We start from the raw sequence: 18,573 nt of genomic DNA on the forward strand, positions 1-18,573 counted from the left end.
TTCCGGGCTGCCAGTCCCGGCGACGGTCCCCCAAAAGAACAGTCCGCAAAGGAACAAACGCATGCCTCTCGTAGCCGGGATCGACAGCTCCACCCAGTCCTGCAAGGTGGTCATCAGGGACTCTGACACAGGAGCCCTGGTGCGGCAGGGGCGCGCGTCACATCCTGAGGGCACCGAGGTCCATCCAGATCATTGGTGGAGTGCCCTCCAGGAAGCCATCAGCCAGGCCGGCGGCTTGGACGACGTCGATGCTGTCTCGGTCGGGGGCCAGCAGCACGGCATGGTCTGCCTGGATGAATCAGGAAACGTGGTTCGCCCGGCGCTGCTGTGGAATGACACCCGGTCCGCGCTGGACGCCGAAGAGTTGATCCTTGAAGCCGGCCAAGGCGATGCCGCGGCCGGAGCTTCGTATTGGGCAGCCAGCACGGGGACGGTGCCCGTGGCATCCCTGACGGCCAGCAAACTTCGGTGGTTGGCTCGAAACGAATCGGAAAATGCCCGGCGCACTTCTGCCGTTTGCCTTCCGCATGACTGGTTGTCGTGGCGTTTGGCCGGTCATGGGCCTGGCACAGGACCGTCCTCTTTGGAGCTGCTCCGCACAGATCGCTCCGATGCTTCCGGCACGGGGTACTTCTCGTCCAGAACGGGCGAATACTTCCCGGAAGTCCTCAAAGGCACCCTCGGCCATGTCCCGGTGCTGCCGGCCGTCGTCGGGCCTTTGGAAGCATCCGGCAAGACGCCGGGCGGTGCCCTGATCGGACCCGGTGCAGGCGATAACGCCGCAGCAGGGCTGGGCGTCAGCGCCGCAGTGGGAGATGTTGTTATTTCGATCGGCACATCAGGGACCGTGTTCGCTGTGTCGGCGGTCCCGTCCCAGGATGCGAGCGGGCTGGTGGCAGGGTTCGCCGATGCCACAGAGAACTTCCTGCCTCTTGCCTGTACGCTCAACGCCACCCGGATCTTCGATGCCACCGCTGCGTTGCTTGGCGTGGACTTACAGGAATTCGGCAAGCTGGCGCTATCCGCCGCTGAAGGTGCAGGCGGCCTAACGCTTGTGCCGTATTTTGAAGGCGAACGGACGCCCAACCTTCCGGATGCCACAGGTTCCCTCCATGGGCTCACGGTTTCCAACTACACCCCCGCGAATCTGGCCAGGGCCGCCGTCGAAGGCGTCCTGTGCTCCTTGGCCGATGGCCTCGCCGCCCTGCAGGCGCAGGGCGTGGCGGCCAGCCGCATCATCCTGGTGGGCGGCGGCGCCCAGTCCGAGGCTGTGCAGCAGGTTGCCGCTGAAGTCTTCAGATTGCCGGTGTTCGTGCCCGCTCCCGGGGAATACGTGGCAAACGGTGCTGCACGGCAAGCGGCCGGCGTCCTCACGGGAAAGCTGCCCGATTGGCCGCTTGAAGGAATCGAGGTTGCTGCGTCAAAGACTTCCGGGACGCCGGCGTTCCTGACGAGGTACCGCCGTTACGCCGCCAAGGCCGCCTTGGGCTGATCGCCGCGTATGTGCTCTATCGTGACAGGGTGAGCACTGAACAATCCGCAGCAAACAGGCCTCCTGTCATGGAGGACGTCGCCCGCGTTGCCGGCGTTTCCCACCAAACTGTGTCCCGTGTTCTGAACAACCACCCCAACGTGAGCTCAAAGACCCGGGAGCGCGTTGAGCAGGCAATCACTGAACTTGGGTACCGCCGCAACACCGCTGCACGCAGCCTGGTGACCCGGCGCTCCCAGACCATCGGTGTGCTGGGAAGCGAGTTGGCGCAGTACGGCCCGTCCCACACCCTTCTCGGAGTGCAGCAGGCAGCCAGGGACGCAGGCTATTTTGTCAGCGTCGCGGGCTTGCGGGAAGTCACGCCTGAAACCATCAAGGACGCCATGGCCCACTTCATGGACCAAGGCGTGGACGGCATCGTCGTGACAGTGCCGCACCCCGGAACCTTTGACGTCCTCAAGGACATCACCGCTCAAGTGCCGCTGGTGGCAGTGGGCTCTGTCGGCGACGAGCACCTCAGCGGCGCCACCGTGGACCAGCGCGAGGGAGCGCGCCTGGCCGTACAGCACCTCCTCGGGTTGGGTCACAAGCACATCGGGCATCTTTCCGGGCCTGCTGACTGGATTGACGCGGTTGCCCGCACCGAGGGTTGGCGGGATGCCCTGCGGGAGGCCGGCCTGGAACCAGCCGCCCTGATCGAAGGCGACTGGAGCGCTGAATGCGGCTACCTCGAGGGCCTGAAAATCGCCGCTGAGCGTTCCATGACGGCCCTGTTCGTCGCCAACGACCAAATGGCCCTCGGGGTGCTCCGGGCGTTCCATGAAGCGGGCGTCCGGGTCCCCGCGGATATCAGTGTTGTGGGCTTCGACGACCAACCCGAAGCCGCCTACTTCATCCCGCCGCTGACCACCGTGGCCCAGGACTTTGAGGAGCTTGGGCAACGCTGCATCGGCCTGCTGCTTGATCGCCTGGAGACCGGCACTACGGGTACTCCGGTGACCGTGAAGCCCCGGCTCGTTGTCCGGTCCACCACGGCGCCCCTCTCGAACTAACCGAAGCACGCAGTTCTCCGGCCCTCTCTTGACATCAAAGTTGTGAGCGCTAACAATTGCATCAGACCTTCTTCATTTCTTCCACCCCGACCCCCGGCAATGAGGCCTTGGCCAGCCGGATGGAGACCCCATGAATACCACTGAAAATCTCCCGCTCGACGAACAGTTCGTCATCGGCGTGGACTACGGCACCCTGTCTGGCCGCGCCGTCGTCGTGCGCGTCTCGGACGGTGCCGAACTCGGCAGCGGCGTGTTCGAATACCCGCACGCCGTTGTGTCCGACCGGCTGCCCACAACCGGCCAGCGGCTGCCCGCCGACTGGGCGCTCCAAGTGCCCAATGACTACCGCGACGTCCTGCGCAACGCGGTACCGGCCGCCGTCGCCGATGCCGGGATCAACCCGGCCAACGTGGTGGGTATCGCAACAGACTTCACCGCCTGCACCATGGTCCCGACGACGGCGGACGGCACTCCGCTGAATGAACTGGAACGCTTCGCGGACCGTCCCCACGCTTACGTCAAGCTGTGGCGTCACCACGCTGCGCAGCCGCAGGCCGACCGCATTAACAAGCTCGCCGAGGAACGCGGGGAGTCATGGCTTCCCCGGTATGGGGGCCTGATCTCCTCGGAATGGGAGTTTGCCAAGGGCTTGCAGCTGCTTGAGGAAGATCCCGAAGTTTACGGCGCCATGGATCACTGGGTTGAGGCGGCCGACTGGATCGTCTGGCAGCTGTGCGGCAGCTACGTACGCAACGCTTGCACTGCCGGCTACAAGGGCATCTTCCAGGACGGCAAGTACCCGTCCGAGGACTTCCTGGCGGCGCTGAACCCTGCGTTCAAGGACTTCGTGGCCGAAAAACTGGAGCACACCATCGGCCGCTTGGGCGACGCCGCCGGGTACCTCACGGAAGAGGCTGCGGCCTGGACCGGCCTGCCCGCGGGAATTGCCGTAGCCGTGGGCAACGTGGACGCCCACGTCACCGCACCCGCTGCCAATGCTGTCGAGCCGGGGCAGCTCGTAGCCATCATGGGCACCAGCACCTGCCACGTCATGAACGGTGACGTCCTGCGTGAAGTGCCGGGCATGTGCGGCGTTGTGGACGGTGGCATCGTGGACGGATTGTGGGGCTATGAAGCCGGACAGTCCGGAGTTGGAGACATCTTCGGCTGGTTCACCAAGAACGGCGTCCCCCCTCACTACCACCAAGCCGCGGCCGCCAAAGGCCTGGGCATCCACGAATACCTCACCGAACTCGCAGAAAAGCAAGCCATCGGCGAGCACGGCCTCATTGCCCTGGACTGGCACTCAGGCAACCGCTCAGTGCTTGTGGACCACGAACTCTCCGGCGTCGTAGTGGGCCAGACACTTGCTACGAAGCCAGAGGACACTTACCGCGCGCTGCTGGAGGCCACGGCCTTCGGCACCCGGACCATTGTGGACGCATTCCGTGATTCCGGAGTACCGGTCAAGGAGTTCATCGTGGCTGGCGGACTCCTGAAGAACAAGTTCCTGATGCAGGTCTACGCAGATATCACCGGCCTCCAGCTGTCCACCATCGGCTCGGAGCAGGGACCCGCACTCGGCTCGGCAATCCACGCCGCTGTAGCCGCCGGGAAGTACAAGGACATCCGCGAAGCGGCAGCATCCATGGCAGCTGCCCCGGGCGCGGTCTACACGCCCATCCCTGAAAATGTCAGGGCTTACGAGGCACTTTTCCAGGAATACCGCACCCTGCACGACTACTTCGGCCGCGGCACCAACAGCGTCATGCACCGCCTGAAGGCAATTCAGCGCGCTGCCCACACCGCCATCACAGAAGGGGTCAACGCATGAGCACGCTCCTTGAAACCATTGCGAAAGTCCGGCGCGAAGTCTGCGACCTCCACGCCGAGCTGACCCGCTACAAGCTGGTTGTCTGGACGGCGGGCAACGTCTCCGGCCGGATCCCTGGCTACGACCTCATGGTCATCAAACCCTCCGGTGTCTCCTATGACGAGCTGACGCCCGAGCAAATGGTGGTCACGGACCTCTATGGGACTCCCGTCCGGGGCATCAATATCGGAAGCGGCGGAACCGTTGACTGGGGCAACCCGGACCTCTCGCCGTCCTCTGACACTGCAGCGCATGCGTACGTCTACCGGCACATGCCCGAAGTCGGCGGTGTGGTGCACACCCACTCCACGTATGCCACGGCCTGGGCCGCCCGCGGCGAGGAGATCCCCTGCGTGCTGACCATGATGGGCGATGAATTCGGCGGCCCGATCCCGGTGGGCCCGTTCGCGCTGATCGGAGACGATTCGATCGGACAGGGAATCGTGGAGACCCTCAAGAATTCCCACTCCCCCGCAGTGCTCATGCAGAACCACGGACCCTTCACCATCGGCAAGGATGCCAGGTCCGCGGTGAAAGCAGCCGTGATGTGCGAGGAAGTGGCAAAGACGGTCCACGTCTCCCGGCAACTCGGCGAACCCCTCCCCATTGACCAGGCCAAGATCGACTCGCTCTACAACCGCTACCAAAACGTCTACGGCCGCTAAAGCGGACGTCCACCACACTTTCAGGAGCAATGAAAATGCCCAGCGCCAACAACACGTCCCTTGATCAGTACGAGGTCTGGTTCCTCACCGGAAGCCAGCACCTCTACGGCGAGGATGTCCTCAAGCAGGTCGCCTCGCAATCACAGGAGATTGCCAACGCCCTCAACGATTCCTCGGACGTGCCGGTCAAACTCGTGTGGAAGCCCGTCCTCACTGATTCCGACGCCATCCGTCGCACTGCGCTGGAAGCAAACTCGAACGATTCCGTGATCGGCGTGACCGCCTGGATGCACACGTTCAGCCCGGCCAAGATGTGGATCCAGGGCCTGGACGCCCTGCGTAAACCGCTCCTGCACCTGCACACGCAGGCCAACCGGGACCTCCCCTGGGCGGACATCGACTTCGACTTCATGAACCTGAACCAGGCAGCCCATGGCGACCGCGAATTCGGGTACATCCAGTCCCGTCTCGGCGTGCCGCGGAAGACCGTCGTCGGGCATGTCAGCAATCCTGAGATCGCCCGCCAAGTGGGCGCGTGGCAGCGGGCTTCGGCCGGTTGGGCCGCCGTCCGCACACTGAAACTGACACGCTTTGGCGACAACATGCGCAACGTCGCCGTCACGGAGGGTGATAAGACCGAAGCCGAGCTGCGCTTCGGCGTCTCGGTCAACACCTGGTCCGTCAACGAGCTCGCCGACGCCGTCCACGGCGCCGCGGAGTCCGACGTCGATGCCTTGGTTGCGGAGTATGAGCGCCTTTACGAGGTGGTTCCGGAACTGCAGGCGGGCGGCGCCCGTCACGAGTCGCTGCGGTACAGCGCGAGGATCGAACTCGGTCTCCGCAGCTTCCTGGAGGCGAACGGCTCGGCCGCGTTTACGACGTCGTTCGAGGACCTGGGCGAACTCCGCCAGCTTCCCGGCATGGCAGTCCAGCGCCTCATGGCCGACGGCTACGGCTTTGGCGCCGAGGGCGACTGGAAGACTGCCATCCTGGTCCGCGCTGCCAAGGTCATGGGCGCGGGGCTGCCCGGCGGCGCCTCGCTCATGGAGGACTACACGTACCACCTTGAGCCCGGCTCGGAGAAGATCCTGGGCGCGCACATGCTGGAGGTTTGCCCGTCCCTGACCGCGAAGAAGCCGCGTGTGGAGATCCACCCGCTCGGCATCGGAGGCAAGGAAGATCCCGTCCGCATGGTCTTCGATACGGACGCCGGCCCCGGCATTGTGGTGGCACTGTCCGATATGCGCGATCGGTTTCGCTTGGTAGCCAACGTGGTGGACGTCGTCGATCTCGACCAGCCCCTGCCCAACCTCCCGGTGGCCCGCGCGCTCTGGGAGCCAAAGCCCAATTTCGCTACGTCGGCCGCAGCCTGGCTGACTGCCGGCGCCGCCCACCACACCGTGCTGTCCACGCAGGTGGGCCTGGAGGTGTTCGAGGACTTCGCCGAAATCGCCAAGACTGAACTCCTGACCATCGACGAAGACACCACCATCAAGCAGTTCAAGAAGGAACTGAACTGGAACGCCGCCTACTACAAGCTGGCCGGCGGCCTGTGAGCACCGAATTCACGCTGCAGTCCGGCGGCTACCGGGCTGTCATCACAGCCCGGGGCCGCGGCACTGCGTTCTTTGCAGTTCCAGGGCCGCGACCTCGTGGTTCCCTTTGCGGCCGGCGAACCCATCCCGGATTACCGGGGAATCATCGCGGCGCCGTGGCCCAACCGCATTGCGGATGGCACCTACCGTTTCGATGGCAAGGTGCATCACTTGCCCGTCAACGAACCGGACCGGCGCACATCCTTGCACGGCCTCGCCTTCCCGCTGGATTGGGTGCTGAAAGAGTCCGACGCCGGTTCACTCACGTTGACCTGCACCGTTGGGCCCACGCCGGGATATCCGTTCGTGCTGGAGCTTTCGGCCCGGTACGTGCTGGACGATGCCGGGCTGCATACGCAGGTAACTGCCCGTAACGCAGGTGACACTCCAGCGCCCTACGGCGTGTGCCCGCACCCTTATCTTGTGGCCGGTTCCTTGCCGTTGGATCAATGGGTCCTCGATTTTGCTGCGGATAGCTTCCTTGAGGTCACCCCTGACAGGCTGCTGCCCGTTGGTGTTGTGGGAGTTGAGGGCCACGCTTTCGATTTCCGGACCCCGCGCGCCATTGGCACCACTGAGATCGACCATGCGTTCACAGGAATAGCGTTCGACGGCGGCTTGGCGCGGCTTTCGCTGCGCGACCCGGCGGGCACCGGCGTCGGGATGTCCTGGGACGAAAGCTGCTCGTGGCTGCAGATCCATACGGCAGACAAGCCTATGCCGCTGCCCAACCGGCTCGGCCTGGCGGTGGAGCCCATGACGTGCCCGCCCGACGCCTTCAACAGCGCCACGGACCTGATCCGTCTGGAACCCGGCGCATCGCATAGCGCGTCCTGGACCATCTACGCCCTGTAACTACCCAACTGAGTCGCAGTAGTGCGCGTTATCAACGGTCAAAACGCGCACTACTGCGACTTACTTGGGTGCGCCGCGCGCTAACTGTCGGCGCCGGCTGTGCTTTGGCGGACCACGAGCTCGGGCGTGAACACGACCGCCCGATGCTTGGTGCCGCCGCTCTCCTGTTCCTCCGCAAGCAGCTCGATCGCCGTGCGGCCAAGCGCCTCGGTGGGCTGGCGGATGGAGGACAAAGGCACGACGGCGGAAATCGCGAAGTCGATGTCGTCGTACCCGATGAGGGCAATATCCTCAGGGATTTTCACAGTGCGCAACATGGTCAACGACTGCATGACGCCCAAGGCCAGAAGATCGTTGGAGCAGAAGACGGCTTCCGGCCTTTCGGCTGGCGCCCGCTCCACCAAACCATTGCCCACTTGGCGCCCGGCAAGGACGGTCTGCCCGGCGGAATCGAGGATCTCGATCGTTGCCCCGGCTACTTCTTCGACAGCACGCTGCGCACCGGTGAGCCGGTTGGCTACCTGACGGATGGATGGGCTCCCGACAAAAGCCAGACGACGGCGGGCCCGTGTCCAGCAGGTGCCGGGCGGCAAGATATCCGCCTTCCACGTCATCCACGGAGACTGAGCTGCAGCGGTCGGTGTCAGCAAGTTGGTCCACCAGGACAGTTGGCACGCCACGTTCGCGTAGCGTATCGATCCGGTCGCCAACATCCCCAACGGGCGAAATAAGCAGGCCCTGGACCCGCTGTTCCTGGAAAAGGTCCATGTAATGCGCTTCGCGGGAAGCATCCTGGCCGCTGTCCCCTACCAATACCACGCTGCCCAGAGCTGTGGCTGCGTCCTCGGCCGCTCGGGCCACGGAGGAGAAGAACGGGTTGCCCACATCCAGCACGATCAACCCGATGGTGCGGCTCTGTCCTGCCCGCAGTTGACGGGCGGCGTCGTTGCGGACGAAACCGAGTTCGGCGATGGATTTGAGGACGCGCTCCTTGGTCCTTTGCGATACGCGGTCCGGATAATTCAGCACGTTGGAAACAGTTCCCACTGCTACTTGGGCGTGGGTGGCAACGTCTTTGATGCTCGCTGTTTGGGACATGCTTTCCAATCTCCGCTGGTTGTCATCGATTTGCAGGAAACGCCTTGACACCCCCGTTCTTGCGAGGGTAATTTGAATCGTAACAAATGAAACGATTCAAAGACGAGTGACCTGGAGAACCGCACATGAGGGTCTGTTTCCGATCTTCCGTCCAGCCGGAGCTGTTGGACGAATACAAGCGCCGGCATGCAGCCGTTTGGCCGGAAATGCTGCACGCCCTCAAGCACGCGGGATGGAACAACTACTCCCTCTTCCTGGCTTCCGATGGCCAGTTGATCGGATACCTGGAATGCGATGACTACCAAGCCGTCCAAGCCCGCATGGCCGTAACGGACGTCAACGCCCGCTGGCAGGCCGAGATGGCCTCCCTGTTCGCGAACAGCGAGCTGCCTCCGGACCAGGGATTCGAAATCGTCGAAGAAGTTTTCAATCTTGAGGATCAGCTGGCCAAGGGCCGGCACCGTCGCAACCCAGCAGAAGGAACAAGCATGAACACCACAGAGTCGGCCGCCACAGAGTCGGCACTTGGCCGCTTGGGAGAACTGGCCATTGAAGTGCCATCCTGGGCCTACGGAAATTCGGGCACCCGGTTCAAGGTCTTCGGCACCCCGGGAACTCCGCGCACCGTCCAGGAAAAGATCGCCGACGCCGCCAAGGTCCACGAGCTCACCGGCCTGGCACCCACTGTGGCCCTGCACATTCCGTGGGACAAGGTAGATGACTACTCGGAGCTGCGCGAGTACGCCGCGGGCTTGGGTGTTGGACTGGGCACCATCAACTCCAACACTTTCCAGGATGACGAGTACAAATTCGGTTCCCTGACTTCGTCCAACGAGTCCGTGCGCCGCCGCGCGATCGACCACCACCTTGAGTGCATCCAGATCATGAACGCCACCGGATCCAAGGACCTGAAGATCTGGTTGGCCGATGGCACCAACTACCCCGGCCAGGACGATATGCGCGGCCGGCAGGACCGCCTCGCGGAAAGCCTCCAGGAGATCTACGCGGCCCTCGGCGACGAGCACCGGCTGGTCCTGGAATACAAGTTCTTTGAGCCCGCTTTCTACCACACCGATGTTCCGGACTGGGGCACCTCCTACGCCCAGACCCTGGCCCTCGGCGAGAAGGCGTTCGTCTGCCTGGACACCGGCCACCATGCCCCGGGAACCAACATCGAGTTCATCGTCATGCAGCTGCTGCGCCTGGGCAAGCTGGGTTCCTTCGACTTCAACTCCCGCTTCTACGCGGACGACGATCTCATCGTGGGTGCGGCTGATCCGTTCCAGCTGTTCCGCATCATTCACGAGGTCATCCGCGGTGGAGGCTTTGGGAAGGATTCCGGCGTCGCCCTGATGCTGGACCAGTGCCACAACCTGGAAGAGAAGATTCCGGGCCAGATCCGCTCGGTGCTGAACGTGCAGGAAATGACTGCCCGGGCCCTGCTCGTGGACACCGCAGCCTTGGCTGAAGCGCAGCGTGCCGGGGATGTCCTGGCCGCCAACGGCATATTCAATGATGCCTTTTACACCGACGTCCGCCCGGTCCTGGCCGAGTGGCGTGAATCCCGCGGCCTGCCCGCCGACCCGATCGCTGCCTACAAGGCCAGCGGCTACCAAAAGAAGATCAACGAGGACCGCGCAGGCGGCCAGCAAGCCGGATGGGGCGCATAAGAGCATGAACCTGCAAGACACCAACAAGACTGTTGAAGACCTGATTTCCCGTTCCAACCGCCTCGGCGCGGACAAGCGGAACACCAACTTCGCCGGCGGCAACACCTCCGCCAAGGGCATCGAGAAGGACCCGGTCACCGGCCAGGACGTCGAGCTCCTCTGGGTCAAGGGCTCCGGCGGCGACCTCGGCACGCTGAAGGCCGGGAACCTCGCTGTACTCCGCCTGGACCGGCTGCAGGCACTCAAGGATGTTTACCCCGGCGTCGAGCGTGAAGACGAAATGGTGGCCGCGTTCGATTACTGCCTGCACGGCAAGGGCGGCGCTGCACCATCGATCGATACCGCCATGCACGGCCTTGTGGATGCCGCACACGTGGACCACCTCCACCCCGACTCGGGCATCGCAATCGCCACCGCCGTGGACGGCGAAGCCCTCACCAACAAGATCTTCGGTGACAAGGTGGTGTGGGTTCCCTGGCGTCGCCCCGGCTTCCAGCTCGGCTTGGACATCGCCGCGATCAAGGAAGCCAACCCGCAGGCCATCGGCACCATCCTGGGCGGCCACGGCATCACCGCTTGGGGCGCCACCAGCGAAGAGGCCGAGGCCAACTCTCTCTGGATCATCGACCAGGCAGAGAAGTTCATCGCGGAGAACGGCAAGGCCGAGCCCTTCGGTGCCAAACTCCCGGGCTACGGCGCCCTCCCGGAAGCTGAGCGCAAAGCCAAGGCAGCCGCCCTCGCACCCGTGATCCGCGGCTTGGCCTCCACGGACAAGCCGCAGCTGGGGCACTTCAGCGATGACGCCGTCGTTCTTGAATTCCTCGAGTCCGCGGAACACCCGCGCCTCGGCGCGCTGGGCACCTCCTGCCCGGACCACTTCCTGCGCACCAAAGTCAAGCCGCTGGTCCTGGACCTGCCTGCCGATGCCCCTCTGGAACAAGCCGTCGACCGGCTTAAGGAGTTGCACGCGGACTACCGCGAGGATTACCAGGCGTACTACGACCGGCACGCCGACGCCGATTCACCAGCTTTGCGCGGCGCCGATCCGGCGATCGTGCTGGTCCCGGGCGTGGGCATGTTCTCCTTTGGCAAGGATAAGCAGACCGCCCGCGTGGCCGGCGAGTTCTATATCAACGCCATCAATGTGATGCGCGGCGCTGAGGCCATCTCCACCTATGCCCCGATCGAGGAATCCGAGAAATTCCGCATCGAGTACTGGGCACTGGAGGAAGCCAAGCTCGCCCGCATGCCAAAGCCCAAGTCCCACGCCACCCGCATCGCGCTGGTGACCGGTGCGGCGTCGGGCATCGGCAAGGCGATCGCCACCCGCTTGGCGTCCGACGGCGCGTGCGTCGTGATTGCCGACCTGAACCTTGAGAACGCGCAGAAGGTCGCCGAGGAACTGGGCGGATCCGACGTCGCGATCGGCGTCCAGGCTGACGTGACCGACGAAGCCCAGATCGCCGCCGCAATCCAGGACGCCGTGCTCGCGTTCGGCGGCCTGGACCTGGTGGTCAACAACGCCGGGCTGTCCATCTCCAAGCCGCTGCTGGAAACCACGGAGAAGGACTGGGACCTGCAGCACAACGTCATGGCCAAGGGCTCGTTCCTGGTGTCCAAGGCCGCGGCCAAGGTCATGATCGAGCAGGGCATGGGCGGGGATATCATCTACATCTCCTCCAAGAACTCCGTGTTCGCCGGCCCGAACAACATCGCCTACTCCGCCACGAAGGCAGACCAAGCCCACCAGGTCCGCCTGCTCGCTGCTGAACTTGGCGAGTTCGGCGTGCGCGTCAACGGCATCAACCCCGACGGCGTGGTCCGCGGCTCCGGCATTTTCGCTGGCGGCTGGGGCGCCAAGCGTGCAGCTGTCTATGGCGTGGACGAGCAGGAACTGGGCAAGTACTACGCCCAGCGCACGCTCCTCAAGCGCGAAGTCCTGCCGGAACACGTTGCCAACGCAGTCTCTGTGCTCACCAGCAACGAACTGTCCCACACCACCGGCCTGCACATCCCCGTGGACGCGGGCGTTGCTGCTGCCTTCCTGCGCTAAGGCCGTCATGAGCAACAGTTCAGCCGCAGACACCGCCCCGGCACGCGCCGGGGCGGTGTCCTCGCAGCACGCAAAGCACGTTTTCGCCGCCATCGACATCGGCGCCTCCTCCGGTCGCGTCATGCTGGGCCGCGTCTCGCCCACTTCGGGTGTGGCCCTGGAGACCATCCACCGCTTCCCCAACGGAGTTGTAGAGCTCGACGGCGGCCTCCGCTGGGATTTCGACGCCCTGTTCGCTGAGGTGCTCAAGGGGCTGGCCGCGGCCGCTGCGGTGGCGCAGGAAAACGGCGAGCGCATCGCCAGCATCGGCATCGACACGTGGGCCGTCGATTACGGCCTGGTGAACGAGGCCGGGGAACTCGTCTCTGTGCCTTACAGCTATCGAGACGAACGCAGCCGCGGCACCGTGCAACGAGTGCATTCGGTCATTGACCCTGCCAGGCTCTACGCCACAACAGGTTTGCAGTACCTGCAGTTCAACACGCTGTACCAGCTGGCGGCGGAACCAAAGCTGGACGGGCTGCAGGCACTGCTCATTCCGGACTTGATCGCCTTCCTGCTCACGGGAGAGCGTCGCACCGAGGCCACCAACGCTTCCACCACAGGCCTCTTTGACGCTGTTGCGGGAGAGTGGGCCACAGAGTTCCTGGACGCACTGGGCCTGCCCGGAGACATCTTCCCTCCGCTCATCCAGCCCGGCGAAACAGTGGGCACGCTGCTGCCGGCGATCCTGGAACGGACCGGACTGCCCGCGGACACCACTGTGGTTGCCGTGGGTTCGCATGACACCGCTTCGGCCGTCGCGGCTGTCCCGGCCCAAGCAGAGAACTTTGCTTACATCTCCTCCGGGACCTGGTCCCTGGTGGGCGTGGAGCTGGACGCTCCCGTGCTCAGCGAGGCAAGCCGCAAGGCCAACTTCACCAACGAACGCGGCGTGGACGGCACTATCCGGTATCTGCGGAATGTCGGCGGGCTCTGGCTGCTCAGCGAGTGCCAACGCTCGTGGGCGGCCCAAGGTTTCAGCCAATCGCTGACTTCGTTGCTCGACGCCGCGGCAGCACTCCCCGCCGGCGGCCCGCAGATCAACGCCGACGATCCCGTCTTCACCGCACCGGATAACATGCCGGATCGTATCCGCTCAGCCGTGCGTAACACTGGTGCGCTGCTCCCGGACCGGCCCGCCGCCGTCGTGCGTTGCATCATGGACAGCCTCGCGGCGGGTTATGCCCGTACGCTCGCGGACGCTGAACGGCTCGCGGGCCGGGGCGTGGACGTGGTGCACATTGTGGGCGGTGGTTCGCAGAACCGTCTTTTGTGCCAGCTCACGGCAGACGCGACAGCCAAACCCGTAGTCGCCGGTCCTGTCGAGGCTACTGCACTGGGCAACGTACTGGTTCAGGCGCGTGCGGCGGGCGTCGTGACCGGTGGGCTGGCTGAGCTGCGCGAACTCGTGGCAGCGGGAACCAACCTCGAACGCTACGAGCCGGCCCTGCAGACCAGCCGTTCCTGACCTGAGGCCGAACGTCTGGTACGTCACAGCGCCGGATGAGGGTGCCACGCTAAACTGATCGCATTATGATCCGCACAATGTTCAAGTCCAAGATCCACCGCGCAACGGTGACCCATGCCGATCTTCACTACGTCGGTTCGGTCACTGTCGACCTTGACCTCCTGGACGCGGCTGACATCCTTCCGGGCGAACTCGTCTCGATCGTTGACGTGACCAATGGCGCCCGGCTGGAGACCTACACCATCGCCGGCGAGCGCGGTTCCGGCGTCATCGGGATCAACGGAGCGGCTGCCCACCAAGTCCATGTGGGCGACCTCGTCATCCTCATCACGTATGCCGAGATGACGACGGAAGAAGCCCGCGCTTACGAGCCCCGGGTTGTCCATGTCGGCAAGGACAACAAGATCCTGCAGCTCGGCAACGACCCCGCGGAGGGCCACACACCCGGGCTCATGCGCCCGCCCCACGCGCTGAGCAACGCGGCCCACCTCAGCAGCTGAACCGGCCAAAGCTAAATGCCCGACGTCGGCACTCAAGAAGTGAGTGCCGACGTCGGGCGCGTTTCGGGTCGGTTTAGCCGCTGACGGCGGCAGGGTCCTGACACTCGAGCGCGAGCGCCCCCGATACTTCCCGTGCGGCGTCGAGGCCGCTTTCGATGGCCCCATCGATGAATCCTCCCCAACCGTTGGCAAAGTCTGATCCCGCGAGACGGATTCTGCCCTCGGGTCGCTGAAGTTCCGCCAAGTACTGGGTGAGATAGCCCGTGTAGTGCATGGGCCAGGTGGACCTTGCGTGCTCATCGGCAACCCAGTCACGCCCGGCGACGTCGAGCACTTTCAGCCCCGGAACTATGCTGTCCAGGTGTCGTTGCGCGGCGGCGATGTCGTCCACATCCACGGCGCCGGCGTCGGGTCCGAAGCAGACAAGCGTGGTGCTGTCGTGGTCGATGTACTCCGCCTGGACGAAGTTCAGTGCACCTGCCTCAGGGCCAAGAGCGACGAACCGTTCCTGCCGGCCCTTGGACCTTGACCCACAGTTTCGCGCCGCGGCCGGCCTGCCCCTTGGCCGCCGCCTCCCTTTTTCCGGGCGAAAGAGCAGGCCGGATTTCGAGGTCGTTCAGCACGCTGAGCGGGAGGGCGAGAATGAGCTGCCGGGCTGTGTATTGCTTGCCTCCTTCGGTTGTCACGACCACCCCGGCTTCGTCCTGCTCGATGGACGCCACATGTTGGTTCAGGCGCAACTGCGCTGCTGCATCGGCCAGGATCGCCTCAGCGAGACGACGTGTTCCGCCGTCGATCTTGAAGCTCGCGCATGCCTCAAACATGAGCTGCCAGTCACCGCTGGCCACGGCGCACCATCGGAGCGCCTGTGTGTAGGCGGCTTGATCGAGCCTGCCGTTAAAGTTCAATGTCCAGAATGATCTCAGGAGCTGGCACTGCTCCTCGGGCAGTTCCAAGCGATCGATGGCTTCCGAGAGCGTGAGCCCGTCAATGTCCGCCACGTCCGGGTTGTCCAAAGGAGACCACGGCATGGGGAAGTAGCGCCGTGAGTCGGCCAGGAGCCGGCGATTTGGCGCGTCCAGCAATTCCAGCAAACTCACGGCGTCGCCCTCGTGTTGGTGGCCGCCCGCCGTCCAATAGGCCTTGGTGAACTCCGGACCAGGAACGGCCTTGATCCCGTAACGCCCCATCTCTGCCCAAACGTACGGCTGGGTCCAGTGCACCCAGGTGCCGCCGAGTTCCAGGTTTCGTCCAAGGCGCTCGTCGAGATGCGTCCGTCCAGCAATCCGGTCCCTCGCCTCCAGCAGGATAGTGGTGTGGCCGCCTTTGGACAGCTCACGGGCGGCCGTGAGCCCGGCAAAGCCAGCTCCAATAATGATGACGTCGGAGGTTTCCACTTGGCTCCCCACTCAGCTGTAAACGAAGAATTCGATGGTCGGCTCGAGGACAGTCCAGCGGGTCATCGCCCCCTTGGAGAGGGAAGCCATGGAACCCTCCGTGAGCTCAAGGCGCTCTCCTCCCTTAACCTCGATGAGCAGGTGGCCGGAAACGACATAAATGGTTTCATCCTGGTCAATCGGTAGGTCGAATGGTTCCGGTGCCTCCTCCGGGGTGACTTTCCAGATGCCTCCGCTCAACGACTCATTCCCGTTGTCGCCCGGGCGGCGAAGCCATTGGACGCTGCCGAGCGCAAAGGGTTCAAACGCTGTGGGGTCAATATGGGCATGGAAGATCCGGGACATGGTGTTGCTCCTGATTCGTAGGTTGTTCTGCGTTGTTGCGCGACTAGTGCTTGTGGGTGTCCTGCGGGTAACCCGTGGTGTTCAGGACGCTGAGCCGTGAGTTGAACGGCAGGATCACCGGTTCCGCGGCGGGATCATCCCAACCGAACATCCGGCCGATGGAGCGCTGTTCTCGAAGGTCAATCAGGAGTACGGCGTCAACCGTCATGACTTTTTCCGTCCAGAAGAAGAGATAAAGGTCCTCTGCAACGGCCCAGGTCATGCAACGGTCAGTATCAGCCAGTCCTGCTTCCCCTCCGCGCACGCAATGCCACGTGAAGGTTCCTTGGTTTAGATAGATGTGCTCGTAGGTTTCGACGTCGCTGTAACGGTAGAAGATGCGTTTTCCGATAAGTCCGGGGGAACGTTGGTGGATTGCGTCCGCGGGACCGTTGACGTTGGAGTGCACGAATTCGGTGGTGCAGCGGACTTTGCTATCCCGGGTAACGAATCCGGACACGGCGGTGGTGACGGCACCGATGTTCCTGTCGAAGACTATGGTGACGTTTTCGGCGTCGGATTTTTCTTCCTTGTGCTGTCCGCGGACGAAATCGATGATGAAGATGCCGGGACGGGCCTCGATGGCCTTGTAGGTGGCGCTCCCCCTTGAAGTGGGCTCGGACCATTCCAGGGTCGTGGCGTCCTGGAAGCGGTACTCGCTGACTTCAGAGTGGTTCGTCGCGAGCCGGAGGGTGGTGCCGGACAACGCGTCCGAGGCCGGCAGGGTCTGGTCCCCAAAGCCGTCGAGCATTGTTGATACCGGCGGCCATTCTTCTTCTGGAATGTAGTCCTGGAGTTCGGTTGTAATCACGTAAGTGGCCCTTTCCTGGGTTTCAGACGATTGAGATGTTCAGACGATTTCGGCGGCATAGTTGATGGTGGGCTTTTGCGTTCCACGAACCAGGCCGGCCACAAAGAAAAGCGGTATGCCAAGGAGGAGCCAGCGTGCTACGTCTCCCGCGCCTCCGAGCAGGACGTCATAGTTGTCCAAGGTCAGGTAGGCGACCACGATGAACGCCAGGAGGGATAGCGCTGGGGCGATGACGGTAACCCAGAGGTTGTCCCGAATCCGGTTTTTGGCGAAGTAGGCGAGGATGGCGGCGGAAGTCAGCAGCAGGATGGAGATGAAGCCCGCCGTTCCCAGGGCCACGAACCACGCGAAGACAGTGGCCAGGGGATCAGCACCGGCCAGCAGGAACGCACTGATCACGGCCAGGACAACCAGGGAGTTGACCAGACCCGCGAGGGATGGTGCCCCGGAATTCGAAACAGAGGACAGTTTGGCCGGGAGCGCGCCGGATCGACCGAGCGCAAACAGGTATCGGGAAAACATGTTGGATAGGCCAAGAAGCATCGCTATGAAGCTGGTGACAACCAGCACCTGCATGGCGACACTCAGCCAGGCACCGGCGCTGGCTTCGGCGAGGTCGAAGATCATGCCGGAGGGATTTTCCGTGGCCACCGCCTGGATGCCGTCGATCCCGATGGCACCTCCAATGGCCCACGTGGAAACAGCGTAGAAAACGCCAACAAAGGCGATGACAAGGTAGGCAGCCCGCGGGATGGTGCGCCGTGGATTCTTTGCCTCCTCGGCGAAGACTACGGTCGCCTCGAAGCTGGTGAAGCAGGCAAAGGCGAACAACAGGGAGATCCCAAGGCCCGGCCCAAAAATGTTCTCTCCCGTGAACCCTGCGAAGGTGAAGATTCCAAGCCCTTTCTGGGCTATCAGGGACCCGACCAGCACGGCAACCACCAGCGTTTCGCCGAGGATGAGCACTCCGAGCACCCTCAGGCTGGCGTCCACGCCTTTCATGGTCAGCCCAGTGGTGAGCGCCAGCACCGCGACAACCCAGAAGTAGACCGGCAACCCAATGCCAGTGAGGCTCTCCACCAGTTGCCCGGCAAAGACGCCGAACTGCGACCACAGGCCGATTTGGAGGCTGAGATAGGTGAGAATTGCGATTCCAGCGCCGCCTGTAGCCCACTTGGTGCCCAGCCCCTTGGCTATGTACGCAACGAAGCCTCCGGCATTGGTGATGTGTTGGCTCATTCTGAGGTAGCCCACTGAAAAGAGCGCTACCAACAGGGCGGCTATGACATAGATGACCGGGGTTGCCGGCCCGCTGGCAGAGAAGATCACGGGACTGGCTCCGACCACGGCTGCCATCGGCGCTGCCGCCGCAATGGCGAAGAAGGCGACGGCTACGACGCCAAGCTTGTCCGCCCTGAGCCGGACGGGGCCCGCGGCTGGAGCGGAATGTTTGACGCCGTCTACGGCGGCGATCTGGCTGGGTTTGTTCATGAGGCTGTTCTTTCCTAAGTGCATTGGCGCCATCGCCACTGCGGAGGGATAGGGAGCCCTGCGGCTGGGGACGAATGCCCGGGGCGGCGAGGCTGAAGCTGCTCTTGGTGCGGGAGGTGATGCCCGC

At 63.7% G+C, this 18,573-nt stretch carries 14 protein-coding genes and 3 pseudogenes; 11 read left to right on the forward strand and 6 right to left on the reverse strand.

Translation table 11 applies throughout. The features are described 5' to 3' along the window. Positions 1-61 precede the first annotated feature (61 nt). The 6 genes and pseudogenes from LDP01_RS11875 (at position 62) to LDP01_RS11900 (ending at position 7,532) form a co-directional block, all read left to right on the forward strand. The gene (locus LDP01_RS11875; protein ID WP_224089375.1) at positions 62-1,492 is read left to right on the forward strand and encodes a xylulokinase; all 1,431 of its coding nucleotides are present in this window, start codon (positions 62-64) and stop codon (positions 1,490-1,492) included. A 68-nt stretch (positions 1,493-1,560) separates the two neighbouring features. Continuing rightward, entirely contained in the window at positions 1,561-2,544 is a 984-nt protein-coding gene (locus LDP01_RS11880) for a LacI family DNA-binding transcriptional regulator (RefSeq protein WP_224091174.1), read from the forward strand. A gap of 130 nt (positions 2,545-2,674) precedes the next feature. After that, positions 2,675-4,378 (forward strand): ribulokinase, encoded by a 1,704-nt coding sequence (gene araB, locus LDP01_RS11885; RefSeq protein ID WP_224089377.1) that lies wholly within the window; start codon positions 2,675-2,677, stop codon positions 4,376-4,378. After that, complete coding sequence (locus tag LDP01_RS11890; protein ID WP_224089380.1) at positions 4,375-5,082, forward strand: L-ribulose-5-phosphate 4-epimerase; 708 nt, start codon at positions 4,375-4,377, stop codon at positions 5,080-5,082. The genes araB and LDP01_RS11890 overlap by 4 nt, the downstream gene beginning before the upstream one ends. A gap of 35 nt (positions 5,083-5,117) precedes the next feature. Further along, positions 5,118-6,638 carry an L-arabinose isomerase gene (gene araA, locus LDP01_RS11895; RefSeq protein WP_224089383.1) on the forward strand — a complete coding sequence of 507 codons (1,521 nt, stop codon included), beginning with the start codon at positions 5,118-5,120 and terminating at the stop codon, positions 6,636-6,638. Next, positions 6,635-7,532: pseudogene (locus LDP01_RS11900) on the forward strand (aldose 1-epimerase family protein). Before araA ends, LDP01_RS11900 begins: the two are co-directional and overlap by 4 nt. Before the next feature lie 80 nt (positions 7,533-7,612). Here the strand turns inward: LDP01_RS11900 and LDP01_RS11905 are convergent. Then, positions 7,613-8,630: pseudogene (locus LDP01_RS11905) on the reverse strand (LacI family DNA-binding transcriptional regulator). Positions 8,631-8,755: 125 nt separating this feature from the next. On the opposite strand from LDP01_RS11905, the pseudogene LDP01_RS11910 reads away from it, so the two are divergent. The 5 genes and pseudogenes from LDP01_RS11910 to panD form a co-directional block, all read left to right on the forward strand. Further along, positions 8,756-9,079 (forward strand): annotated as a pseudogene (locus LDP01_RS11910) (L-rhamnose mutarotase); the annotation flags it as partial. 39 nt (positions 9,080-9,118) lie between these two features. After that, the gene (gene rhaI, locus LDP01_RS11915) at positions 9,119-10,300 is read left to right on the forward strand and encodes an L-rhamnose isomerase (RefSeq protein WP_224091175.1); all 1,182 of its coding nucleotides are present in this window, start codon (positions 9,119-9,121) and stop codon (positions 10,298-10,300) included. Between the two features lie 4 nt (positions 10,301-10,304). Next, a complete protein-coding gene (locus tag LDP01_RS11920; protein WP_224089386.1) occupies positions 10,305-12,353 on the forward strand; it encodes a bifunctional aldolase/short-chain dehydrogenase in 2,049 nt (682 codons plus the stop codon). A 7-nt stretch (positions 12,354-12,360) separates the two neighbouring features. Beyond that, the gene (locus tag LDP01_RS11925; protein ID WP_224089389.1) at positions 12,361-13,863 is read left to right on the forward strand and encodes a rhamnulokinase; all 1,503 of its coding nucleotides are present in this window, start codon (positions 12,361-12,363) and stop codon (positions 13,861-13,863) included. Between the two features lie 65 nt (positions 13,864-13,928). Next, positions 13,929-14,363, forward strand: a complete 435-nt coding sequence (gene panD / locus LDP01_RS11930; protein WP_224089392.1) for an aspartate 1-decarboxylase — start codon at positions 13,929-13,931, stop codon at positions 14,361-14,363. 73 nt (positions 14,364-14,436) lie between these two features. On the opposite strand, the gene LDP01_RS11935 is transcribed toward panD, so the two are convergent. From LDP01_RS11935 to LDP01_RS11955, 5 genes are all read right to left on the reverse strand, one after another. Further along, entirely contained in the window at positions 14,437-14,760 is a 324-nt protein-coding gene (locus tag LDP01_RS11935) for an FAD-dependent oxidoreductase (RefSeq protein WP_224089395.1), read from the reverse strand. Between the two features lie 85 nt (positions 14,761-14,845). Further along, positions 14,846-15,760, reverse strand: coding sequence for a flavin monoamine oxidase family protein (locus LDP01_RS11940; protein WP_224089398.1), 915 nt, complete (start codon positions 15,758-15,760; stop codon positions 14,846-14,848). A gap of 12 nt (positions 15,761-15,772) precedes the next feature. Beyond that, the gene (locus LDP01_RS11945) at positions 15,773-16,105 is read right to left on the reverse strand and encodes a cupin domain-containing protein (protein WP_224089401.1); all 333 of its coding nucleotides are present in this window, start codon (positions 16,103-16,105) and stop codon (positions 15,773-15,775) included. Between the two features lie 43 nt (positions 16,106-16,148). Then, positions 16,149-16,955: a MoaF C-terminal domain-containing protein gene (locus LDP01_RS11950; protein ID WP_224089403.1), complete on the reverse strand. Its 807-nt coding sequence runs from the start codon at positions 16,953-16,955 to the stop codon at positions 16,149-16,151. A gap of 39 nt (positions 16,956-16,994) precedes the next feature. After that, positions 16,995-18,446 (reverse strand): APC family permease, encoded by a 1,452-nt coding sequence (locus LDP01_RS11955; protein WP_224089406.1) that lies wholly within the window; start codon positions 18,444-18,446, stop codon positions 16,995-16,997. Positions 18,447-18,573: the final 127 nt, after the last annotated feature.

Origin of the sequence: Arthrobacter sp. StoSoilB13 (genome assembly GCF_019977255.1) — a bacterium.
Taxonomy (GTDB): domain Bacteria; phylum Actinomycetota; class Actinomycetes; order Actinomycetales; family Micrococcaceae; genus Arthrobacter.

Excerpts from the sequence above, each read along its gene's own strand:
- rhaI (WP_224091175.1), top strand. The coding sequence starts at position 9,119 with ATGAACACCACAGAGTCGGCCGCCACAGAGTCGGCACTTGGCCGCTTG.
- LDP01_RS11880 (WP_224091174.1), top strand. The coding sequence starts at position 1,561 with ATGGAGGACGTCGCCCGCGTTGCCGGCGTTTCCCACCAAACTGTGTCC.
- araA (WP_224089383.1), top strand. The coding sequence starts at position 5,118 with ATGCCCAGCGCCAACAACACGTCCCTTGATCAGTACGAGGTCTGGTTC.
- LDP01_RS11875 (WP_224089375.1), top strand. The coding sequence starts at position 62 with ATGCCTCTCGTAGCCGGGATCGACAGCTCCACCCAGTCCTGCAAGGTG.
- LDP01_RS11925 (WP_224089389.1), top strand. The coding sequence starts at position 12,361 with ATGAGCAACAGTTCAGCCGCAGACACCGCCCCGGCACGCGCCGGGGCG.
- LDP01_RS11890 (WP_224089380.1), top strand. The coding sequence starts at position 4,375 with ATGAGCACGCTCCTTGAAACCATTGCGAAAGTCCGGCGCGAAGTCTGC.
- araB (WP_224089377.1), top strand. The coding sequence starts at position 2,675 with ATGAATACCACTGAAAATCTCCCGCTCGACGAACAGTTCGTCATCGGC.
- panD (WP_224089392.1), top strand. The coding sequence starts at position 13,929 with ATGATCCGCACAATGTTCAAGTCCAAGATCCACCGCGCAACGGTGACC.
- LDP01_RS11955 (WP_224089406.1), bottom strand. The coding sequence starts at position 18,446 with ATGAACAAACCCAGCCAGATCGCCGCCGTAGACGGCGTCAAACATTCC.
- LDP01_RS11920 (WP_224089386.1), top strand. The coding sequence starts at position 10,305 with ATGAACCTGCAAGACACCAACAAGACTGTTGAAGACCTGATTTCCCGT.
- LDP01_RS11945 (WP_224089401.1), bottom strand. The coding sequence starts at position 16,105 with ATGTCCCGGATCTTCCATGCCCATATTGACCCCACAGCGTTTGAACCC.